Below are 21,497 nucleotides of genomic sequence, written 5' to 3'. Positions count from 1 at the left end.
TAAGGCTAGAAGGCGCGAAGGTTATAGGGCCGTTAGCTGTCAGCTGTCAGCTGCCATAAGGCGTTCCAGCGTTCCGGCTTTACATCGTTCCGGCTTTAAGGCCTTCAGGCGTTAAGCCTTCAGGCTTTACAGACAAGCATTGCCTTTCTGCTAACCGCATAAAAAACAGGGCAATTAAACAAAATAGGGCGGAGACAACAAATACCGCATAATAACTGAAATATTGTGCGATTCCCCCCACGAGAAGGCTGCTTAATAAAACGCTCAGTAGGAGGCTGTTATTAAACAATGTTGAGGCTAACCCTATCTGCTTTTTCATCATATCCTGTACAACCAGCATGCCTAAACTGGCATTGATACCAATAAAAACACCGTTAAACAGCTGCAGCAATATAAACTGCCAGAGCTGCTCTGCAACCAGCAAACCCGCAAAAAATAGCAGGCCGCTAATAATCGCAATATTGATCAGTCGCGTTGCACCGAACCTTGGCGCAAGATAGCCTGCGCCTAACATTATTGGAATTTCCACAAAGGCCGCCGTGCCCATCAGGTAACCCACCCATTTAGAATCAAAATCTAACGCTTGAGTGATATAAAGGCTGATTGATGTAATGTACATATTGTTGGCAGTAAAGATAAAAAAGATACAGATCAAAAAGAATAAAACGCCAGATATCTTTGACCAATTCACATTTTTTGGAGCAGACTTGACCTTTTCAATCTGCACATTAGATATCCCCACACAAACAATAATTAAGACGACCACAGCAAAAAATCCTGCCAGCAGAAAGGTTTGTTTAAACCCGAAAGCATCATTGATTAAAAAGGCTACGGGTGGCCCAATCACCCAAGACATCGACATGGTTGCACGCATCATGGTCATAAATACAGTCGCTTTATCAGCAAGCTGTTTATCTGCAAAATGACGTCCCATGCTGAAAATTTGTGGTAAACAAGCCGCACTGAAGGGCATAAAAAAAACAACCGCAAATAATAGCGTGTAATAGTGCTGACTCATTGCCAAAAAAATCGTAGTGATAATAAACCCGACTTGTCCTGCTAAAATAATATACTTGCGACTTAAGCCCTGATCTGATTTTTTTGCTATATATTGCGAGACCAATACGCCACTTAACACCATGCAGGTAATTAAAATACCCATGCTGATCGGGGTGGCATGAACTTCTTCAATCAGATAAAGACTTAATAGGGGATAAATAAACGCGGTACTTAGCCCGATAAAAAAACAGGTCAATAAATAGGTGATTGATTGTTTACTAAAGAACATAGTGTGCACCTTGGTCATTGAGTGGCTTCCGAGCGCAATTTGATAATTTAAAATACAATAAGTAATTGATTTTTTTGCTAAAGAACATAGTGTGCGCCTTGGTTATTGAGTGGTTTCTAAGCGTAATTTAACAGTCTCAAATATAATAGGTGATCGATTGTTTACTAAAGAACATAGTGTGCGCCTTGGTCATTGAGTGGCTTCCGAGCGCAATTTGATAATTTAAAATACAATAAGTAATTGATTTTTTTGCTAAAGAACATAGTGTGCGCCTTGGTTATTGAGTGGTTTCTAAGCGTAATTTAACAGTCTCAAATATAATAGGTGATCGATTGTTTACTAAAGAACATAGTGCACGCCTTGGTTATTCAGCGGTTTCCGAGCGCAATTTGACAATTTCAAATACAATAAATGATTGATTTTTTTGCTAAAGAACATAGTGTGCGCCTTGGTCATTGAGTGTTTTCTGAGGGTGATTTAACAGTCTCAAATATAATAGGTGATTGATTGTTTGCTAAAGAACATAGTGTGTACCTTGGTTATTGAGTGGTTTCTGAGCGTAATTTAGCAATTTCAAACAGAATAAGTGATTCTTTTTAGGCTTATTCTGATACTATCCGGCCATATGTGATGATTTACATGACAAAAAGGTACTTATATTGAAACCAACCATTGAAAACGTCAGTAATCAGCGAGATTTTAGCTGGCGAATCCAACGCTATGATTGTTGTGATGCACAGTTTGACTGGCATTATCATTTTGAATATGAAATTGTACTATACCGCCATTTAAACGGAAAGTTGTTTGCCGGTGACTATATTGGTGAAATAATCCATAATAACCTGTTTGTTTTTGGCCCTAAACTGCCCCACACAGCGATCCACCAAGGGAATACTGATAACCCAAATAACAGCACTTATATCCTATGGTTCAGCCAGCAATGGATAAACCAACTTATTAATCAGTTTCCTGAGCTTAATAATTTAAAATCTTTATTAAGTCGCTCAATTCAAGGGTTACAGTTTGACGAATTGACCGCTGAACGGGTATTTCAGCTTTTACAAGCGCATCAAGCTTTTACGCCTGCGATGGGATTTAGCCGTTTAATTGAAGTGCTGGTTATTTTAAGTGAAGCAAAACAGGTAAAACGTTTAAATACTTATAGCTTGCCAAAGATAGAAGATAATCCAAAAGAGTTAAAACTGGTACGAAAAATATCTGATTATATTGAATTAAATTTTCGTAATCATATTCAAGTTATTGATTTATGTAATGAGGTACATGTTAGTGAAAGCACTATTTATCGACTTTTTGAGCGTCATTTTGTCTGCAGCTTTTCGAATCATGTTAAAGAATTTAGGATAGGCAAAGCCTGTGAACTTTTGATTAACGGTAATACCAGTATTGCCGTTATTGCAGACCTGGTCGGTTTTACTAATTTATCGAATTTTAACCGCCAGTTTAAGCAGTGCAAACAGATGACACCTAAGCAGTTTCGTTTACTGTTTGCTTGATATCAAAAGCATTAAGTTTATGATCATTTGCTTCAAAGGCAAAATTTATGCTTACAAAGCCGCTAGGATGAATTTGCAGAGTAAATCTGATCACTTTATTAATACGTTTGTTATAAACACGCTGTTCAAGAGATTGAATCGACATGACAAATTAATTATTGGAATGGGTATTATGTTATCGGTAGGGTGCGCTTCGCGCACCGAAAGTGGCGTAAATCGGTGCGCAGAGCACACCCTACGCGCTGATCACTTAATTAATGCGTTTGCTATTAAAATTTTTCCATACAATCTTTTATTCATAACATCCTGTTATTCACCATTTCGTGGCCAGCTGAAGCTGTTCAAAATCGTTCCATACGATTTTGTATTCATAACGTCCTGTTATTCACCCTTCGTGGCCAGCTGAAGCTGTTCAAAATCGTTCCAGACGATTTTGTGAAGTGAGAATAACGATCGAATAGAACTCACACCTTGTTGTACCAATGGTTTAGGCCTTAATTTAGTTTAATTTAATGACGCGGGTTGCTTGTGATAACCACTGTAAATCACTGTCCGCTAACAGCGGGGATAAAGTGTTAAAGACTTGCTGGTGGTAATTATTAAGCCAGTTGACTTCATTTGGGTTTAATAGTTTTTGATCAATAAGATGCAAATCAAAAGGAACCAAGGTTAAGGTTTCAAACTCATAGAATGTTTTCCCGTCATGGCCATTATCTTTGTTAACCACGGAAACGAGATTTTCACAACGAATACCATATTCATCTTGTTTATAATAACCCGGCTCATTGGAGACGATCATTCCCGGCATTAAGGGCACTGCGCTATTCTTTTTACCTATACGCTGCGGGCCTTCATGGACGTTTAAAAAACTCCCCACACCATGCCCTGTACCATGCTCATAATCATAACCTTCCTGCCATAAAAACTGACGAGCCAGTGAATCGAGTTGGCCACCATTAGTGCCCATTGGGAATTTCATTTGCGCGAGGGATATGTGACCTTTTAGCACTAAGGTAAACATTTTTTTATGTTCAGCACTCGGTGTACCAATCGCGACAGTGCGGGTAATATCCGTGGTCCCGTCAAGGTATTGGCCGCCAGAATCAAACAGGTAAATACTATCCATCGCAAGTACTGCCGGTACGCCATTGGCAGGGTTGTAATGGCACATCGCAGCGTTAGCACCTGCGGCTGAAATTGTATCAAAACTCAGTTCCACAAAATGTTCATTACTGGCTCGGAAACTGGCTAGTTTATTCGACAAAGTGATTTCATCATGCAAACACTCGGCGGCAACTTCTGCTGCTAACCACGCGAGAAAACGTACTTCTGAGGCGCCATCACGAATATGTGCCGCGCGCATACCCGCGAGTTCAGTGATATTTTTACAGGCTTTTGGTAATGCGACCGGATCATCGCCGGCGATTAATGTCGCACCTGCTTGTTGTGCGGTAAGTTGAAAAAATGCATTGCAGGTTTCTGGATCAGCGAGTACCTGGAGTTTTTGTTCGCCTAATGCTTGGTAGGTTGCTGTCGATTGTGACTCATCAATAATGTCGACGCCTGCGCCTACATGGTCGTGGAAACCGGCAGGGATCTTGGCCGGGTTAGTTAAAAACGTGAGAGAACCATCTTTATATAAGATAGCCGAGCCTAAGATCACGCAGAAGCAGTGGATGTCTTTACCGCGAATATTTAATAACCAGGCAATAGAATCTAAGGCATTAATGATCACTGCATCAGCCCCTTTTTTCGCAATATCAGCACCAATTTGTTGGCGTTTTTCTAAACTTGGCTGGCCGGTATATTGTTCATCCAGCAGTAATCCTATATTAGTTGTGGGTAGCGGCCTCCCCGACCAACTCAGGTCGACTAAATTTTCTTGGACCGCAAGCAGATTTATGTGCTGTTTAGACAGCGTATTAACACTGGCATTGTGCCAGTTCAGGTTGTGGACTTTGGGATCATACCCAACATTGGCTTGCACCGGTAATTGCTGACTTAACCAGGCTATATGCGGGGTTTCATGCAGATCATAAAATTCAAATAACTCAGTATTGACCTGTTGCTTAACTTGAATAGTATAACGGCCATCAACAAAAATCGCTGCACGGTCTTTTAAAATAATAACAGTGCCCGCTGAACCACTGAAGCTACTACACCATAATAGGCGTTGGTTATGTTCGGGAATATGTTCACCGAGGTATTCGTCGGCACGGGGAATAATAAAGGCATCTAAATTGGCCTCTTCCATGTGCGCGCGGATTGTTGTCAGTTTTTGTGCGATTGTTTGAGGCAAGTTAGGCTCCGTTTATTTTAAAGGATAATACTAGCTAATAATAAGACTCTAACCTGTTTGGCTTTAGATATACAAGAGTTGCTAGGAAGAATGGATATACTTTTAGTCAATCAAGTTGTTTCGTTTGCTTCAGCATTTGCAACCATTTATTAGCGCAAGTGCTTGATATGAAGTGCTGTCAATTCAAAGACTAATCCCTTGGATATTTGTTTAAAGAGCAACTGAAAAATAAAGTTTAATCAAAAAAAGAGATTGTTTTTATTGAGGGTGGCAATTAATATCAATCAGATTCAGACTTTAAATCTTCAACGACAGTTACCTATACCCAAACAACTTCAAAATGCAGGAATCAGCAAGTCGATAAATGATGAGGTTCTAGGCAGAAGGTTGATGATCTAGTCATTCTAAATCAAAACATTCTAACAACGAAGATCATCGTTTATCGCATTGCCCTCAAGGAGTTTTGCCTGAAAGCTAGCACTGTGTTGCAACATTTGAAAAGGGAATGCCATTCTCATCATGTTACGCTTTGTTCTAGTATCCGGGCGAAGCTCTGAATCTGCATTTTGAAGTAGCTTGGGTATAATATAAAGGATGAAAAACATCATAAATTTTATCAAAATGGAGCTATCTAATGACAGATCTTTTTAATGAAAAAGCCAAAGATTGGGATGCAAATGACTTTAGGCGTCAGCTTTCGACAGCTATCGGTGCAGCCATTCTAAAACACGTACCGCTTCATACAAAGATGGAGGTAATGGATTTTGGTGCAGGTACTGGCTTGATAAGTTCTCACGTCGCCCCCTCGGTACAAAAAATTCTTGCATTGGATATTTCTGAATCCATGTTAAGTCAACTTTTGTCAAAACCTGAGTTACAGGGCAAAGTCGAGGTACTTTGTCAAAATATTTTAGATAAACCTGTCGATACAAAGTTTGATTTGATAATGAGTGCGATGGCAATGCATCATGTCGAGGATGCCGATAAACTTATTCAGCGGTTTAGCGAGCATTTAAAGCCCGGCGCAATGGTGGCCTTGGCTGATCTTGACAAAGAAGACGGAGATTTTCATCCGATCGATACTGAAGGTGTTTTTCATTTTGGTTTTGAACGAGATGAATTTCAGACTTTGTTAGAAAAATACGGCTTTGAGGATATCTGTTTTCACACCGCGCACACTGTTTTAAAAGAAGGCAATAAATTCCCGGTATTTTTGGTTATTGCGACCAAAAAATAATGCCGTTTACTTTTCTTTCGCCTCCAACCTTTATTTTGCTTTCGCCTTTAGCAAGAGAGGCGAAAGCGAGCTTCTTAGACATTTACATTCGTCATTTAAAAGTGCCGCTAAATTGACTTAATCTGAGCGTTTGTCTTAGTCGCCTTGACTTTTATTTTAAATTCTATAGTGTGGGCGTCAGCAAGAAAGAAAGCCTTTTTTTTACATTCTCCATTACGTTGTTATATTAATAATACCTCGCTCTGTAGTCTTTAAGTTCCAGTCTGTTTTTACGCTATTCAAGCCTTTTGAAGGCACCCTACATTAAAATTACAGGATATTATTATGTCTACTAAAGAACAAGGAACCGTTAAGTGGTTCAACGAAGCTAAAGGTTTTGGTTTTATCGAGCAAGCATCTGGTCCTGATGTATTCGCTCATTTCAGCGCTATTGCAAGCGAAGGTTTCAAAACCTTAGCTGAAGGCCAAAAAGTAGAATTCACTGTAAGCCAAGGTCAAAAAGGCCCGCAAGCAGACAGTATCGTAGCACTTTAATTTGCTGTGATATTTTAGCTCCCATGCGGAGCTGATTAAATATTAAAAAAATGGTAAACCTTTACGGGTTTGCCATTTTTTTTTGCTTATTTTAAAGGTGTCAACCAATCCAACCAATTCAATTGATACCAAAACCATTAAGTTTATGATCACTGGCTTCAAAGGAAAAATTACACTGGCAAAGCCGTCACGATGAATTTGAATTGCAAATCTGACACTTTATTAATGCGTTTGGTATTCTCGGTAGTGTGCATTCTTGCGCAGGGAAAAGCGAGCTTCGAGTTTCTCGCAGCTCGTTGCTCGCGACTCGCCTTCAGCCCTATAGCCTTATCATAGCTCTTAGCTCGCCCTCTCGTAGCTCATCCTAAAGTATGAGTTTTTTCATGCGGATGGGGTATGGCGGCATCTGCCTGTCTAAGGTTAAAGTACTTCTCGTAAAATGCTTTTAATCACTTAATGGTGACTTAAAAACTGTTACCGTTGTTGCACTTAGCTTAAAAATTACGTTTTACCTTTATTTTTACTTGATTATGTATTGATAACAAAAAAAGGAGAGAAAAAATGGCTTTAGACATGCTCGACACAACCATTGCGGACCGGACGCAGCACTTTCTGAATGATTTTGGCAGCGCATTGGCTGCCCGTGAGGTGAACCGTGCGGCGGTAATGTTCCTGGATGACAGTTACTGGCGCGATCTGGTGGCCTTTACTTGGAACTTAAAAACGGTTGAAGGCCCAGCGGGTGTGCAGGACATGCTGAAAAGCCAGTTGTCGCAGGCAAACCCCTCGAACTTTAAATTGCAGGAGGGGGAAACTCCAACAGAGGAGGGGGGTGTGACGACCGCGTGGATCACCTTCGAGACTGCGCAGGGCCGTGGTTGGGGCCTGATCCGCTTAAAAGAAGGAAAAATTTGGACTCTCTTGACCGCTTTGCATGAATTAAAAGGCTATGAGGAACAAAAAGGCGATACCCGCCCAAAAGGGGCCGAACATGGCGCAGCGAAAAACCGTCTCAGCTGGAAAGAACGGCGTGAGCACGAGTCGGAGACGCTAGGGTATGATAAACAGCCCCATACCGTTATCATCGGTGGCGGGCAGGGTGGTATCGCACTGGGTGCGCGGCTGCGGCAGTTGGGTGTGCCAACTATTATAGTGGAAAAGAACGACCGCGCCGGGGACAGTTGGCGTCATCGTTACAAGTCGCTCTGTCTGCATGATCCAGTCTGGTATGATCATTTGCCCTATATCAAGTTTCCGGAAAACTGGCCAGTCTTCGCTCCTAAGGACAAGATAGGCGATTGGCTTGAGATGTATACAAAGGTGATGGAGCTGAACTACTGGACTAAGTCTGAGGTCACTTCTTCCAGCTATGATAAGAAGAATGGTAAGTGGACCGTCGAGGTCGACCGTGACGGTGAAAAAGTGACCCTGCAACCCGAGCAATTGGTGCTGGCGACCGGTATGTCCGGCAAGCCGAATATGCCGACATTCCCCGATCAGGATACCTTCAAAGGCACAATCCAGCATTCATCGCAACACCGCAGTGCAGATGCTTGGGAAGGCAAAAAATGTGTGATCATCGGATCCAACAACTCTGCTCACGATATCTGTGCCGCCCTGTGGGAAAATGGCGCGGATGTCACTATGGTGCAGCGCTCCTCGACCCATATAGTGAAGTCCGACACGCTGATGGATATTGGCCTCGGCGGGCTTTACAGTGAGCAGGCGGTGAAAAATGGCATTACGACGGAAAAGGCAGATATGATCTTTGCGTCGCTCCCCTACCGGATCATGCCAGAATTCCAAACCCCTCTGACTAACCAAATGCGCGAACGTGACGCAGATTTTTACAGGGGGCTTGAGGATGCGGGTTTCAAGCTTGACTTTGGCGATGATGATTCAGGTATGTTCCTAAAATACCTGCGCCGCGGGTCAGGCTACTATATTGATGTTGGTGCAAGCCAACTGATCATCGACCGTAAGATAAAACTGGTACAGGGGCAGATGCAGGAATTTGTTGCAGATGGCGTGGTGCTCAAAGACGGCACTAAGCTTGAAGCAGATCTTGTGGTGCTGGCTACCGGCTACGGCTCCATGAATGGATGGGCTGCGGATTTGATCAGTCAGGAAGTTGCCGATAAGATTGGAAAAGTCTGGGGACTGGGATCCGATACTCTCAAAGATCCCGGCCCATGGGAGGGTGAGGAGCGTAATATGTGGAAGCCAACCCAGCAGGATAATTTGTGGCTTCACGGCGGTAATCTGCACCAGTCGCGCCACTATTCATTGTATCTGGCCCTGCAACTCAAGGCGCGGATGGAGGGAGTAGAAACGCCTGTCTATGGTCTGCAAGAAGTCCATCACATAGGCTGATAACTTTCCAGCCCGCCAGCGTTGATGGCGGGCATTTACACCATAAAAAAAGGAATTCACATGAGCATTTCAGGAAAAGTGGCACTTGTCACTGGCGCGGGTCAGGGGATAGGGCGCGCCATCGCGCTGCGCTTAGCTAAGGATGGGGCTGACATTGCATTAGTCGATCTGCAGCGTGACAAGATAAATAGTGTGGCTAAAGAGATTACTGCATTGGGCCGCAAGGCGGTGGTGTTTGTTGCCGACGTTGGACAGCAGCAGGAGATGCTGGAGGCGGTCAATTATGCGAGCAGCGAACTGGGCGGTTTTGATATCATGGTCAATAATGCCGGCATTGCGCAAGTAGCGCCGTTGCTTGATGTTACACCGGAACAAATTGATCAGATCTTTCAGGTCAATGTACAAGGTACGCTGTGGGGCATTCAGGCCGCAGCCAAAAAACTAAAAGCCTTGAAGCGGCATGGCAAGATCATTAATGCATGTTCAATTGCCGGCCATGATGGCTTCGCAATGCTGGGAGTCTATTCATCCACCAAGTTCGCCGTGCGTGCCTTGACGCAAGCGGCTGCCAAGGAACTCGCAGCCGATGGCATTACCGTCAATGCGTATTGTCCCGGTGTGGTTGGCACCGATATGTGGGTCGATATCGACCAGCGTATGTCTGATATCACTGGTGCCGAAGTGGGCAGTACATACAAGCAATACGTCGAGGGCATCGCGCTTGGGCGCGCCGAAACACCGGAAGATGTTGCTGGCTTTGTATCCTTTCTGGCGGGCCCGGATTCCGATTATATGACGGGCCAGTCACCCTTAATCGATGGCGGCTTGTTGTACCGCTGATTTTGTCCTTTAGATCCTCCCCGACCTTTAGGGCTTTAAGGCGTTAGGGCTAGAAGGCGGGAAGGCGAGCTTCGAGCTTTCGGCTTTGAGCTTTCGAGCCTTCGGCTTTCTGGCTTTCGATACTCAGTTTTTATACCGCTTTATTCACTTCAGCATCGACAAGGTATACCCTATCAAATAGTTGTAAAATAATTATTTATCAAAGGAAGCCATAAAATGCATGTAATTGAAGCGTCTGAAGTTCATCAGGCAATGAATTTTGAAGAATTGATCCCGGCAATAGAAGAAACATTTGCAGGCACTCACGGTATGCCGCAACGTAATGTATTTAGTTTGGAAGAAGACAGCGACCACAGTGATGGATTTGCCGTATTACCGGCTTGGAACAGCAAAGCGATTGGCGTTAAAGCCTTTACCCATTTTCCTGAAAATGGCCCGAAGGGCTTGGATCGCTTATATTCAAAGATTTTAATGTTTAAGCGTGAAACCGGGGAGCCCTTAGCCCTCGTTGACGGATCCAGTGTCACTTATTGGCGAACAGCGGCAGTTTCAGCTCTGGGCAGTCAGTATCTGTCACGTAAAAATGCCAGTCGTTTATTAGTTTGTGGTGCAGGTAATCTAGCTGCGTACATGGCATTAGCGCACGCGACTGTGCGACCCATTACGCAGATAGATATTTGGGGGCGCAGCATCGATAAAGCTGAAAAAGTGGCCGAGCAAATACGCATGCAACGACCAGACATCAGCGTTGCAGCCATCACAGATCTTGAACATGCGGCAGGTCAAGCTGATATTATCAGCTGTGCGACGGGTGCCGGTGAGCCATTAATTTTAGGTGAATGGGTAAAACCGGGCACACACACGGACTTTGTTGGCAATCATTCGCCAAACCGCCGCGAATGTGATACTGATTTAATCACCAAAGCCAGTGTTTTTGTTGATAGCCGTGTTAACGTCCTAAGTGAAGCAGGAGAGTTATTAATACCTATTGAGGAAGGGGTGTTCAGTAAGGATGATGTCAAAGCTGAATTGGCCGAACTTGCCAGAGGTCAACATAAAGGACGCCAAACAGAAGAAGAAATCACTGTCTTTAAAACCGTCGGTACCGCGCTGTCAGATTTAGCGGCGGCTTGTTTAGTCGTAGAAAAATTGACTAACTAATATCTTAAGCTGAGTAACGATCCAATTATATGTACATAATATTTAAATGAAAAATTGGCTAAATTATTGAATTTAATTGCCTGACTTGTGCAATATATTGGCGATGTAACAGCCCGTAGGGTGTGCTCTGCGCACCGATTTACACTGCTTGCGGTGCGCAGAGCGCACCCTACCGATAACATAAAACCCATTCCATTAATTAATTTGTCATGTTGATTCACTCTATTGAACAGAGTGTTTACATTCTCTCTCGATCACTGATAAAAAAATTCCACGCTCGGCTGCATTTATTAATATCAAACGTATTAGCTGATGTTGCGCACCAAATCTTTATAAATAAATAATTTACTGTTTTAAGGTGGCGCTCTAAGCCCCTTTCTTAAAAATTTTTTATGGCATTAATAAAGCACCAGGGGCTGTAAAATCATCTCTTATTTTCCCGTATCTCATCCTAAAGTATGATTTTTTTCATGCCAATGGCGGATGGTGGTATCTGCCTTGATAGCGTTATTATAACTCTCGTAAAACACATCCGACTAAAGACAAACAACAGGCAGGTAATTTATCGGCCGACTATAAGAGGTTCATTATGATCTATTCAAATCCAGGCAGTGAAGGTTCTGTCGTTACATTTAAAGAAAAATATGAAAACTTTATCGGCGGAGAATGGGTTGCCCCTGTGAAAGGTAATTATTTTAATAATACGACACCCGTAACAGGCGAAGTCATCTGTCAGATTCCGCGTTCGAGCGCTGAAGATATCGACTTAGCCATTGATGCCGCACATGCAGCCAAAGATGCCTGGGGACAGACTTCCGTGCAGGATCGTGCCAATATCTTACTGAAAATAGCCGATCGTATGGATGCCAACCTTGAACTTCTTGCTGTTGCTGAAACTTGGGATAACGGTAAATCGGTTCGTGAAACAATGGGGGCCGACCTGCCTTTAAGTTCCGATCACTTTCGTTATTATGCCGGCTGTATTCGTGCACAGGAAGGTACCTTGTCACAGATAGATAACGATACTGTTGCTTATCATTTTCATGAACCTCTTGGTGTTGTCGGCCAAATTATTCCATGGAATTTCCCGATCTTAATGGCTTCATGGAAACTGGCACCTGCCTTAGCTGCTGGTAACTGTGTAGTGCTTAAACCTGCAGAACAAACACCCGTCAGTATTTTATTGCTGATGGAATTAATTGCTGATCTGCTGCCGGCTGGTGTGTTAAATATTGTTAATGGCTACGGTAAAGAAGCTGGCGAAGCCTTAGCGACCAGCAAACGTATTGCTAAAATAGCCTTTACCGGTTCAACACCCGTTGGTGAGCATATTCTAAAATGCGCTGCAGAGAATATGATCCCCTCTACCGTTGAGCTTGGTGGCAAATGTCCAAATATATTTTTCGGTGATATCACTCAACATGAAGATGATTATCTGGATAAATGTGCGGAAGGTTTTGTACTGGGATTCTTTAACCAGGGAGAAGTCTGTACTTGTCCTTCCCGTGCGTTGGTTCAGGAAGACATTTTCGATGAGTTTATGGTAAAAGTCATTGAAAAAGCGAAAAAGATTGTTCGCGGAAATCCACTGGACAGCAACACTATGGTGGGTGCTCAGACATCAGAGCAGCAGTTTGATAAAATCATAAGTTATCTGGATATAGGCGTAACAGAAGGGGCTAAAGTACTGACCGGTGGTGGTAAAGAAGTCCTTGATGGCACACTTAATAGTGGTTTTTACATCCAGCCGACCATTATGCAGGGTGATAACTCTATGCGGATTTTCCAGGAAGAAATATTCGGACCAGTTATCGCGGTAACCACCTTTAAAGATGAAGCAGAAGCTCTGGCAATTGCCAACGACAGTATTTTCGGTTTAGGCGCAGGAGTTTGGACACGAGATGCCAACCTTGCACATCGAATGGGCCGAGGCATTCAGGCCGGACGAGTATGGACTAACTGTTACCATTTATACCCAGCGCATTCAGCTTTCGGTGGATATAAAAAATCCGGCATCGGCCGTGAAACACATAAGATGATGCTCGATCATTACCAGCAGACTAAAAACTTATTAGTAAGCTACAGCACATCACCGATGGGTCTGTTTTAACTAGTAACCAGTCGCGAGTGGTGGGCAGCTTTCTGCTCTCTGCTCTCTGCTCTCAGCCCGAAGCTCAACGCCCGAAGGCTGAAAGCTGAAGGCTCTCAGCTTGACACTCGCAACTCGAAGCTCAAATCTTGCCACTCGAAGCTCGCATTCCCGTCCTCCGTCTCGTTTCCCATAGACCATATTTGTTATAGTTTTACCTCAATATTTTACAATTAACGTTTTTGAAAGATCTTCTCAAAAACCGGGAAAAAACATGACTAAGATTAAAACCATTACTGCACTCAGCAGCTTAAGCTCCCCACAACAGGCCAGTGAAGAGATACATCAGCAGCTTAATCATGGCGATCTTGGTTTTATTCTCTTTTACTGCTCCTCAGTCTATTCATTACCCGCGATAGCATTATCGATCCAGGCTTTATTTGCCAATATCAAAGTTGTCGGCTGCACCACGGCAGGCGAAATAAGCTCTGCAGGTGATCAGGAACATTCGATTGTCGCGATCGGATTCTCATCAAAGTATTTTGCTATCAGCGCAGAGTTAATTAAGTCAATGTCCGGATTTGATCTGCTTGATGCACAAAAAACCATTAACAGACTCAGCGAAAAATGCACCTCAAAAGCATTAACTACCATTAAAAATAACACCTTTTTACTGACCTTACTTGACGGACTGTCCTTTGAAGAAGAGCACTTTTTAGCGTCGTTAAATTCAGCCGCCGCGGGCATTCCCCACTTTGGCGGCTCTGCAGGTGGTGATGATCATCTCAGCAATACCCATGTCTATTACGACGGTCAGTTTTATCAGCAAGCGGCTGTTGTTATTATGGTCAATACTATCTGCCCCTTTGAAGTCTTCAACTGTCATCATATAAAGCGGGCCACAGAAAAGTTGGTGGTGACTAAAGTTGATGCGCCAAGACGCACCGTATACGAGCTCAATGCTGAGCCTGCAGCTCTCGAATATGCGCGCTTATTAAACCTTGAGGTTAAAGATCTTTGTCCGACGGTTTTTTCGCTTAATCCGCTGGCAGTAAAAGTGGGCGGTCAGTATTACATCCGCTCTATTCAGAAGGTCAATGAAGCCGATTTAAGTTTAACCTTTTACTGCGCTGTTGACGTCGGCATTGTACTGACAGCGGTAGAGATGGACGATATTCTGGATTCCTTATCCGCTAAGCTTACAGATATTTCAGAGCGTTACGGCAAACCGGAGCTGGTACTTGCCTGCGACTGTGTTTTAAGGCGTCTGGAAATTGAGCATAAAAATTTAAACACGCAGGTACAGGCATTAAACAGTCAATACAAAATAGCCGGTTTTAATACTTATGGTGAACATATTAACGGCATTCATCTTAATCAAACCTTTACCGGTGTTTATATCGCGGGAGGCTCGAATGAATGAGATGCAGCTTAGCGATGAAAATAAACGCCTGAAATATGATAATGCCAAACTCCTGAAAATTAATGAGGCATTGATGCAGCGCGTGGAAGAGGGTGGTAATCAGTCGGCACCCTATGCCGCTTTTGAGCATTCAGTACATTTAGCCGAACAGGTCAGGGAAAAAACTCAAACACTGGGTGAAACCCTGTCACAGCTGGAACGCCGCAACCGGCAATTAAAAACCTTTCAACAGCGCTTTACCGATGCCATCGAAAGCCTTTCTGAAGCCTTCGTTTTATTAGACTGTGACGGACAAATTATTCTTCAGAACAGCAATTTTGAAGCCTTTCTGCAGACATCAAATCTGCCCTCAGAAACTGTGCTTAATCTTAAAGCGCTAACCGAAAAAAAAGATCATCAAAAAAACACTAATAATGATGGCCAGCTGCTAAAACCGGTTTTTCAGTTATCCGACGGACGCTGGTTTCAGCTTAACGAACGTCCTACTGTCGAAGGTGGAAGGGTATTGCTTTATACGGATATCAGCGCATTAAAAAAAGCTGAAACAGTACGTTACGAACAGGCAATGGCGCAGAAATCCGTACAGCTTCATAGTCTGGTGGATAATTTATCTCAGGGTGTGGTGCTGCTGAGCAGTGAAAAGCAGATTGAAGTCTGGAACAGCCGTTTTGTACAACTGAGTCAGTTAGCGACGCAGCAGCTGCACGCTAATATCGGTTTGCGGGATTTGCAGGCCCTGACCGAGTTGGAACTGCCCACCCATCCGCGTTTGGGCAGTGATTTTTATGTGCAGACCTTACAAGGTGGAACCGTACTGGAAATAAGAGTTCACCAGCTTCATGATGGAAAAACCATCATAACCTACACCGATATTACCGAGCGCCACCGCAATCAACAATCTCTGCAGGAAAATGAGCGCCGGCTGCGCCTGATAACAGATAACGTACCGGCGATGATTGCTTATATCGGTGCTGATCTTAAGTTTGAATTTACCAATCAGGTTTATATTGACTGGTACGGCAGCACTTCGCGGGGTTTGGATATTACTGAGCTGGATAAAAGCCTTAATTATAAGCAGATTAAGCCTTTTGTTCAGCGCGCCCTAAAGGGTGAAAGTGTCATTTTTGAAAGTAGAGAACTAAACCGCACCGGTGAACCTAATTATCTGCTTAAATCCTATGTCCCAAACCTTGACGGCAACGGCGTTGTACTGGGATTTTTTGTTTTAATTCGCAATATTACCGAGCGCAGGATAAATGCATTAGCCCTGCAGAAAGCCCATGATCAGCTGGAAAGGAGGGTTGTTGAGCGTACTTCGCAGCTTTCGAGCCTTAACCAAAAATTGCTTAATGAAGTTGAAGAACGCCGCCGGGTACAAACTGACCTACAGGCTGCCACACGCGAAGCTGAACAAGCTAATTTTTCTAAAACAAAATTTCTTGCGGCCGTCAGTCACGATTTACTGCAACCGCTTAATGCTGCCCAGCTGTTTACCAGCTCAATTGTTGAAAAGACTGTTGATGCTCAATTAGCCCCTTTAATTAACTCAGTCAGTAGCTCACTTGATGATTTAGAAAACCTGATCTGCACACTGGTTGATATTTCCAAATTAGATGCGGGTGTGGTGAAAGCGGATAAATGTAATTTTAAGCTTTCCGATTTATTGGATAACTTAGCGCGAGAGTACCAGCAGCAAAGTGGCCTTTACGGTGTGCAGTTGCGCTATGTTAGCTGTGACAGCCTAGTGCACAGCGACAGTTTTTTATTGGCCCGCATCCTGCGTAATTTTTTATCCAATGCCTTCAGATATACTGACAAAGGAAAAGTGCTACTCGGTTGCCGGCGTGTGGATAATAAACTCTGCATCGAAGTATGGGACAACGGCGCAGGTATCGCGCAGGATCAGCAGACTGAAATATTTAAAGAATTTAAACGTCTGAAATCATCACGCAGCGCATTCACCAACGGTTTAGGTCTGGGTCTGGCCATTGTTGATAAAATATCCAAGGTACTTGAACATCCGGTTAAGGTCTCCTCGACACTGGGAAAAGGTTCACTGTTTTCAGTAACAGTACCGCTGGCTGATAAGACTGATTTACCCCAGCCTGCGGCGCAGCTTAATCAGGCATTAACCAAGACAGAGTTAGCCGGGCGCACCGTTTGGTTGGTTGATAACGATTTTAATATTTGCGCGGCAATGAAACAGTTGCTCGAAACCTGGGACTGTACCATTATCACCGCAGCAAGCCTTGCAGATTTACAAGCGCAGGTGGATATTGGCAATGACCATGCGAATATTTTAATCGTTGATTACCATCTTGATGACGGCATTAACGGCCTGGACGTTGCAGAGCAGATTAATCACTTACGCAGCACGCCATTACCGGTATTAATGATCACCGCTAATTACAACAAATCATTACAAAAAGAAATTAAAGAACACGGTTTATTGTTATTACATAAACCCGTCAGGGCAATAAAATTAAAAACAACTATGTTGTATTTGTTAAATAAGAAATAGGAATCGGTTGTTGGCGGTCGGCTGTTAGCTGTCGGTGGTCGGTTGTTGGCTGTCAGCCGTTAGCTGTCGGCCTTATAGCCATCCTGCCTTCAAGCTTTACATGTGCTGACTAAAATCTATATCAGCGCAACCGAGTACTACTTTAACGCGGTTAGAAGCGCCCAGTTTTTTCAGAATGGAGGAAACATGGCTTTTAACTGTTGCCTCTGAAATAAACAGATTAACAGCAATCTGTTTATTGGCTTCTCCCTGAGAAAGGTTTTTTAATACCATCAGTTCGCGGCGTGTGAGCGATGCAATTTTTTCCGGTAAAACAACAAATTCATTATTCGGTTTTGGGATTTCCGGCAAACGCATAATATCAGCCGGCAGGCAGACATTACCCGCAAAAACACTTTCAAGGGCTTCAACAATACACGTTTTAGAAGAAGATTTAGCAATAAAGCCGACTGCACCGTAGGAGAGTGTCTGCAGTATTGTCTGTTTATCCCGTTCTGCTGAAATAATCACCACAGGTATTGTCGGGCACTCATTACGCAGCGCTAATAATCCCTGCAGACCGGACATACCCGGCATATTCAGATCTAAAAGAATCAGGTCAAGATCATCATTATCTTTAACAAATTCAAGAGTCGAGTCAATATCTTCCGTCTGCTCGATGGTCGATGCCTTAAAGCTTTCAGCAATAATATTGGCAATCGCATCTCTAAACAAAGGATGATCATCTGCAATTAAAATTTTATACATACGACTGGCCTCTGCGTAGTGAATAACGCTATCACTTTAACAGCTTTTTTGCGCGTACCGGCAAGCGCACTTAAACCATGTGAAGTTTGACGCCCTTTAAACCTATTCCGGCTAATGCAGACTCGAGCCGCGAGCGGTCAGCCGTCAGCTGTCAGCCATCAGCCGATAGCTGATAGCTGATAGCTGATAGCTGCTCTTCCTAACCTAAATTCGGTTTTAACACATCAAACAAGGCTTCAATATGATCATCCCGATCATTTAATGCGGGAATATAGCGGTATTTTTCACCGCCAGCGTGCTTAAATATCTCGCGATTTTCAACTTCAATCTCTTCCAGAGTTTCTAAGCAATCGGCGCTAAAAGCAGGGCTGATAATCGCGATATCTTTAATACCTCGTCCCGGATAACTTTTTAAGGTTTCATCGGTATAGGGCTTTAACCATTCTGCTTTACCAAAACGACTTTGGAAAGTGCTGACAACGCGCTCCTTATCTAAGCCAAGTTTTTCAACCACCAGACGTGTCGTTTGCAGACACAAGCAGTGATAAGGATCGCCATTTTTTAAAAACAGTTTAGGCATACCATGATAGGAGAAGACTAATTTTTGCGGCATGCCGTTGGCCTCTAAGTCTTCACTGACACTGTTGGCTAACGAATTGATGTAGGATTCATTTTTGTGGTATCCATTAATAAAGTGCAGCTCAGGTACCCAGCGCCATTTACATAAAACCTTAGCAACAGCATCAAAGGTTGAACCTATCGTGGGACTTGAATATTGCGGGTACAAAGGAAACACCACAATCCGAGTAAAGCCCTTCTCACGTAATTCTTCCAGGCCCGCTTCAATGGAGGGATTACCGTAGCGCATGGCCATCACCACTTCGGTATTTTCATAGCCTTTCTCTTTTAAAAAGGCACTCAGTTTATCGCTCTGAACACGCGTCATATGGGTTAAGGGTGAACCATCTTTGGTCCAAACACTTTCATAGAGTTTCGCAGAACGTTTAGGCCGTGTTCTAAGTATAATGCCGTGTAAAATCATCATCCAGAGTAAACGCGGGATTTCAACTATACGTCGATCAGATAAAAACTCTCTTAGATAGATGCGTAATGCTTTGGCAGTGGCGGCGTCCGGGCTACCAAGGTTGGTAAGTAAAATGCCGGTTTTTTGATGAAAACGCCCTTCATGAGGGTTGTCGGTAATACCTGAAAATCGTGACACGCAAAGCTCCTTTTGAGCATATAGAATTGAAATAAACGCCACTGTAACGAATTGACAGTGATTTGAGAATACTTTTTGAGTGAATTTGTAAGACACTCATTTTGATGGCCTAGGGGGTTGCAGTCAACGGTTTAATGCTCGCCGTGACATAATTGACCGACAGATCCCGCTGCGAAATTGACCAGCGCCATAAAAGCGGGTTAAAAGAAAAGCCTCTTTTATTTAACTGCGTAAGACCGGCTTTTTTGGTAATGACGGAAAGTTCGTCAGGAGTAATAAACTTAGCCCAATCATGTGTGCCGATCGGCAGCCAGCGCATTACCCGTTCAGCCCCGATAATAGCCACTATATAACTTTTAGGATTGCGATTGATAGTCGAACAGAGCATTAATCCGCCGGGCTTTAACAGCTCCGCGCAGGCATTAAGAAAGACCTGCGGTGAAGCAACATGTTCGATTACTTCCATATTGAGGATCACATCAAACAGCTCACCCTCATCCACCAAAGCCTCGGCCATGGTATGACGATAATCAATTGTTAGCCCCGATTTCTCAGCGTGAATTTGTGCAACGGGGATATTCCGCGCGGCCGCATCGGCGCCAACCACCTCGGCACCGAGCTGTGCCATCGGCTCGCTTAACAGACCACCACCGCAGCCGATATCAAGGAATCGCAAACCCTCGAAGGGTTTCAGACTATTGCGGTCACGACTGAACTTGGTCGCTATCTGATCAACAATATATTCGATCCGCGTGGGATTGAGCATATGCAGGGGTTTGAATTTTCCGGTTGGATCCCACCACTCGGCGGACATTGCTTCAAATTTAGCCACTTCCGATTTATCGATGGTATTTCTGGATGGTGCTGCACTCATATTATTAACCTGCCTTGATTATTAATTAATCTGAATTCGGGATAAGGTTCAATATTGTTATTTTCACTTCAACATAGTCATCTTCATATCTCAACATAGTCATCCTCACCCATCCACATCGTCATCTTCGAGGTGTTCTAGTCGAAGATCTCGAAGATAAGGCTTATGCGCCAGAAAACTATTTCTCACTTCCAGCCAACACAATGCCGGAATGACCTGATCTAGTGTTTTTCCTTAAGCCAAGCTCAGGTTCATTATAAATAAACAGCGTATTTAAGCGCTTAATCTTTAAACCATTCCGGTGGCGCACGTTTAGTCCACTTTGCAAATTTGGCTTTATCGCCCCGATAAAAATTTCTATAGGCCAATACCGGATCGTTAGCCACTTTATATTGTTCCGGCATGGCTTGGGGAAAAGTGGTTAATCCAATGGATAAAAATGAATACTGAGATATTTCAGAGAGCACCACAATAGATTTATGATCTGTTTGCTTATCATATCGATATTTGTATTCTTTGTTTAGCTCAAGGGTTAAATCACTCAGCCACAAAAAATTATCAAAAGATGCTTCAGCCCACAATACAGAAGGGTGATTAGCATGGGTTGATTTATAAGGGGTTGAAAAGCCTTTTTTATTCAATACAGTACAAAGAATTTGAACACTTTCCAGAATCATTTTAATGACGTGCTGATCACAATGATATTGTGCACATGTTCCAATATCATTATCCAGAATGAAAATATTCATCGACGCCTGTACCTTAAATCATCGCTATTGCCGTTAAGTAAAATAGCTCATTACTGTCCACTGTGTTAACTAATAGATTGTGTATTTTTATACTTTATCTTGGTCAGCCAATAAATCTGATATTCTGTTAAAAAAAATGTCTAGAGTATCTTTTTCTTTATAGTCAAAATCGTGTCTACCATGGAACATAATCGTCACAGTCAAATCTTTATAGGCTAACCAGCAGGTATATCCGTCGAAATCCTGAGACGCACGAATACCTGAAAGCTCATAAACGCCATCGGTCCTAGTGCCCTTAGTGGTGACTAAATTAAATACTTTTAACATGTTTTGTTTTTTTATTCGATCTAAAGACATAACTCTCTCCTTTCTGAACATTCAGTATTAATATTATTTATTTAAAAACTGATTAGATTATCATCTCAAAGATTAAAAAACCTATTAATAATGAACTATTGCCTTAAATACGAGCTGCAAGGAAAGAAGGATCAATTTGAAAAGTAGATGGGCAACTATTTGGCGACTTTACTGTTACTTTCGTTCAAATCACTCCCCGACAAAACGCTTCGGGGATGACGGGTAATAGGGGCGTCATTCCTAAACGGGTAATAGGACCGCGGCACTTT

Annotated in this window: 16 protein-coding genes; 9 read left to right on the top strand and 7 right to left on the bottom strand. The window is 43.1% G+C overall.

The window, feature by feature from the left end:
* Nucleotides 1-79: 79 nt before the first annotated feature.
* Nucleotides 80-1,288, bottom strand: a complete 1,209-nt coding sequence (locus PING_RS13115; protein WP_011770828.1) for a sugar efflux transporter — start codon at nucleotides 1,286-1,288, stop codon at nucleotides 80-82.
* 659 nt (nucleotides 1,289-1,947) lie between these two features.
* Here PING_RS13115 and PING_RS13110 point away from each other — a divergent pair.
* Nucleotides 1,948-2,802 carry a helix-turn-helix transcriptional regulator gene (locus PING_RS13110; RefSeq protein WP_011770827.1) on the top strand — a complete coding sequence of 285 codons (855 nt, stop codon included), beginning with the start codon at nucleotides 1,948-1,950 and terminating at the stop codon, nucleotides 2,800-2,802.
* 499 nt (nucleotides 2,803-3,301) lie between these two features.
* Here the strand turns inward: PING_RS13110 and PING_RS13105 are convergent, their stop codons facing one another.
* On the bottom strand, nucleotides 3,302-5,101 hold the full coding sequence (locus tag PING_RS13105; RefSeq protein WP_011770826.1) for an aminopeptidase P family protein: 1,800 nt from the start codon (nucleotides 5,099-5,101) through the stop codon (nucleotides 3,302-3,304).
* A 634-nt stretch (nucleotides 5,102-5,735) separates the two neighbouring features.
* On the opposite strand from PING_RS13105, the gene PING_RS13095 reads away from it, so the two are divergent.
* The 8 genes from PING_RS13095 to PING_RS13060 all read left to right on the top strand — a co-directional run bounded on the left by PING_RS13095 (nucleotide 5,736) and on the right by PING_RS13060 (nucleotide 17,279).
* A complete protein-coding gene (locus PING_RS13095; RefSeq protein ID WP_011770825.1) occupies nucleotides 5,736-6,338 on the top strand; it encodes a class I SAM-dependent DNA methyltransferase in 603 nt (200 codons plus the stop codon).
* A gap of 324 nt (nucleotides 6,339-6,662) precedes the next feature.
* Complete coding sequence (locus PING_RS13090; protein ID WP_011770824.1) at nucleotides 6,663-6,872, top strand: cold-shock protein; 210 nt, start codon at nucleotides 6,663-6,665, stop codon at nucleotides 6,870-6,872.
* 561 nt (nucleotides 6,873-7,433) lie between these two features.
* Nucleotides 7,434-9,245, top strand: a complete 1,812-nt coding sequence (locus PING_RS13085) for a flavin-containing monooxygenase (protein WP_011770823.1) — start codon at nucleotides 7,434-7,436, stop codon at nucleotides 9,243-9,245.
* A 60-nt stretch (nucleotides 9,246-9,305) separates the two neighbouring features.
* Entirely contained in the window at nucleotides 9,306-10,085 is a 780-nt protein-coding gene (locus PING_RS13080; RefSeq protein ID WP_011770822.1) for an acetoin reductase, read from the top strand.
* Nucleotides 10,086-10,301: 216 nt separating this feature from the next.
* Nucleotides 10,302-11,246, top strand: a complete 945-nt coding sequence (gene lhpI, locus PING_RS13075; RefSeq protein WP_011770821.1) for a bifunctional Delta(1)-pyrroline-2-carboxylate/Delta(1)-piperideine-2-carboxylate reductase — start codon at nucleotides 10,302-10,304, stop codon at nucleotides 11,244-11,246.
* A gap of 589 nt (nucleotides 11,247-11,835) precedes the next feature.
* A complete protein-coding gene (gene exaC, locus PING_RS13070) occupies nucleotides 11,836-13,356 on the top strand; it encodes an acetaldehyde dehydrogenase ExaC (RefSeq protein ID WP_011770820.1) in 1,521 nt (506 codons plus the stop codon).
* 253 nt (nucleotides 13,357-13,609) lie between these two features.
* Entirely contained in the window at nucleotides 13,610-14,758 is a 1,149-nt protein-coding gene (gene nosP / locus PING_RS13065) for a nitric oxide-sensing protein NosP (RefSeq protein WP_011770819.1), read from the top strand.
* Nucleotides 14,751-17,279 (top strand): hybrid sensor histidine kinase/response regulator, encoded by a 2,529-nt coding sequence (locus tag PING_RS13060; protein ID WP_011770818.1) that lies wholly within the window; start codon nucleotides 14,751-14,753, stop codon nucleotides 17,277-17,279. Before nosP ends, PING_RS13060 begins: the two co-directional genes overlap by 8 nt.
* 96 nt (nucleotides 17,280-17,375) lie before the next feature.
* On the opposite strand, the gene PING_RS13055 is transcribed toward PING_RS13060, so the two are convergent.
* From PING_RS13055 to PING_RS13035, 5 genes are all read right to left on the bottom strand, one after another.
* Entirely contained in the window at nucleotides 17,376-18,026 is a 651-nt protein-coding gene (locus PING_RS13055) for a response regulator transcription factor (RefSeq protein ID WP_011770817.1), read from the bottom strand.
* Nucleotides 18,027-18,225: 199 nt separating this feature from the next.
* Entirely contained in the window at nucleotides 18,226-19,248 is a 1,023-nt protein-coding gene (gene hemH, locus PING_RS13050; RefSeq protein WP_011770816.1) for a ferrochelatase, read from the bottom strand.
* A 109-nt stretch (nucleotides 19,249-19,357) separates the two neighbouring features.
* Nucleotides 19,358-20,122 (bottom strand): bifunctional 2-polyprenyl-6-hydroxyphenol methylase/3-demethylubiquinol 3-O-methyltransferase UbiG, encoded by a 765-nt coding sequence (ubiG, locus tag PING_RS13045; protein WP_011770815.1) that lies wholly within the window; start codon nucleotides 20,120-20,122, stop codon nucleotides 19,358-19,360.
* 281 nt (nucleotides 20,123-20,403) lie between these two features.
* On the bottom strand, nucleotides 20,404-20,871 hold the full coding sequence (locus PING_RS13040) for a pyrimidine dimer DNA glycosylase/endonuclease V (protein ID WP_011770814.1): 468 nt from the start codon (nucleotides 20,869-20,871) through the stop codon (nucleotides 20,404-20,406).
* Nucleotides 20,872-20,958: 87 nt separating this feature from the next.
* A complete protein-coding gene (locus PING_RS13035) occupies nucleotides 20,959-21,228 on the bottom strand; it encodes a DUF3081 domain-containing protein (protein WP_011770813.1) in 270 nt (89 codons plus the stop codon).
* Nucleotides 21,229-21,497: the final 269 nt, after the last annotated feature.

Source organism: Psychromonas ingrahamii 37, assembly GCF_000015285.1.
Classification (GTDB): Bacteria; Pseudomonadota; Gammaproteobacteria; order Enterobacterales; family Psychromonadaceae; genus Psychromonas; species Psychromonas ingrahamii.
This window is presented reverse-complemented; position numbering and strand designations above follow the sequence as displayed.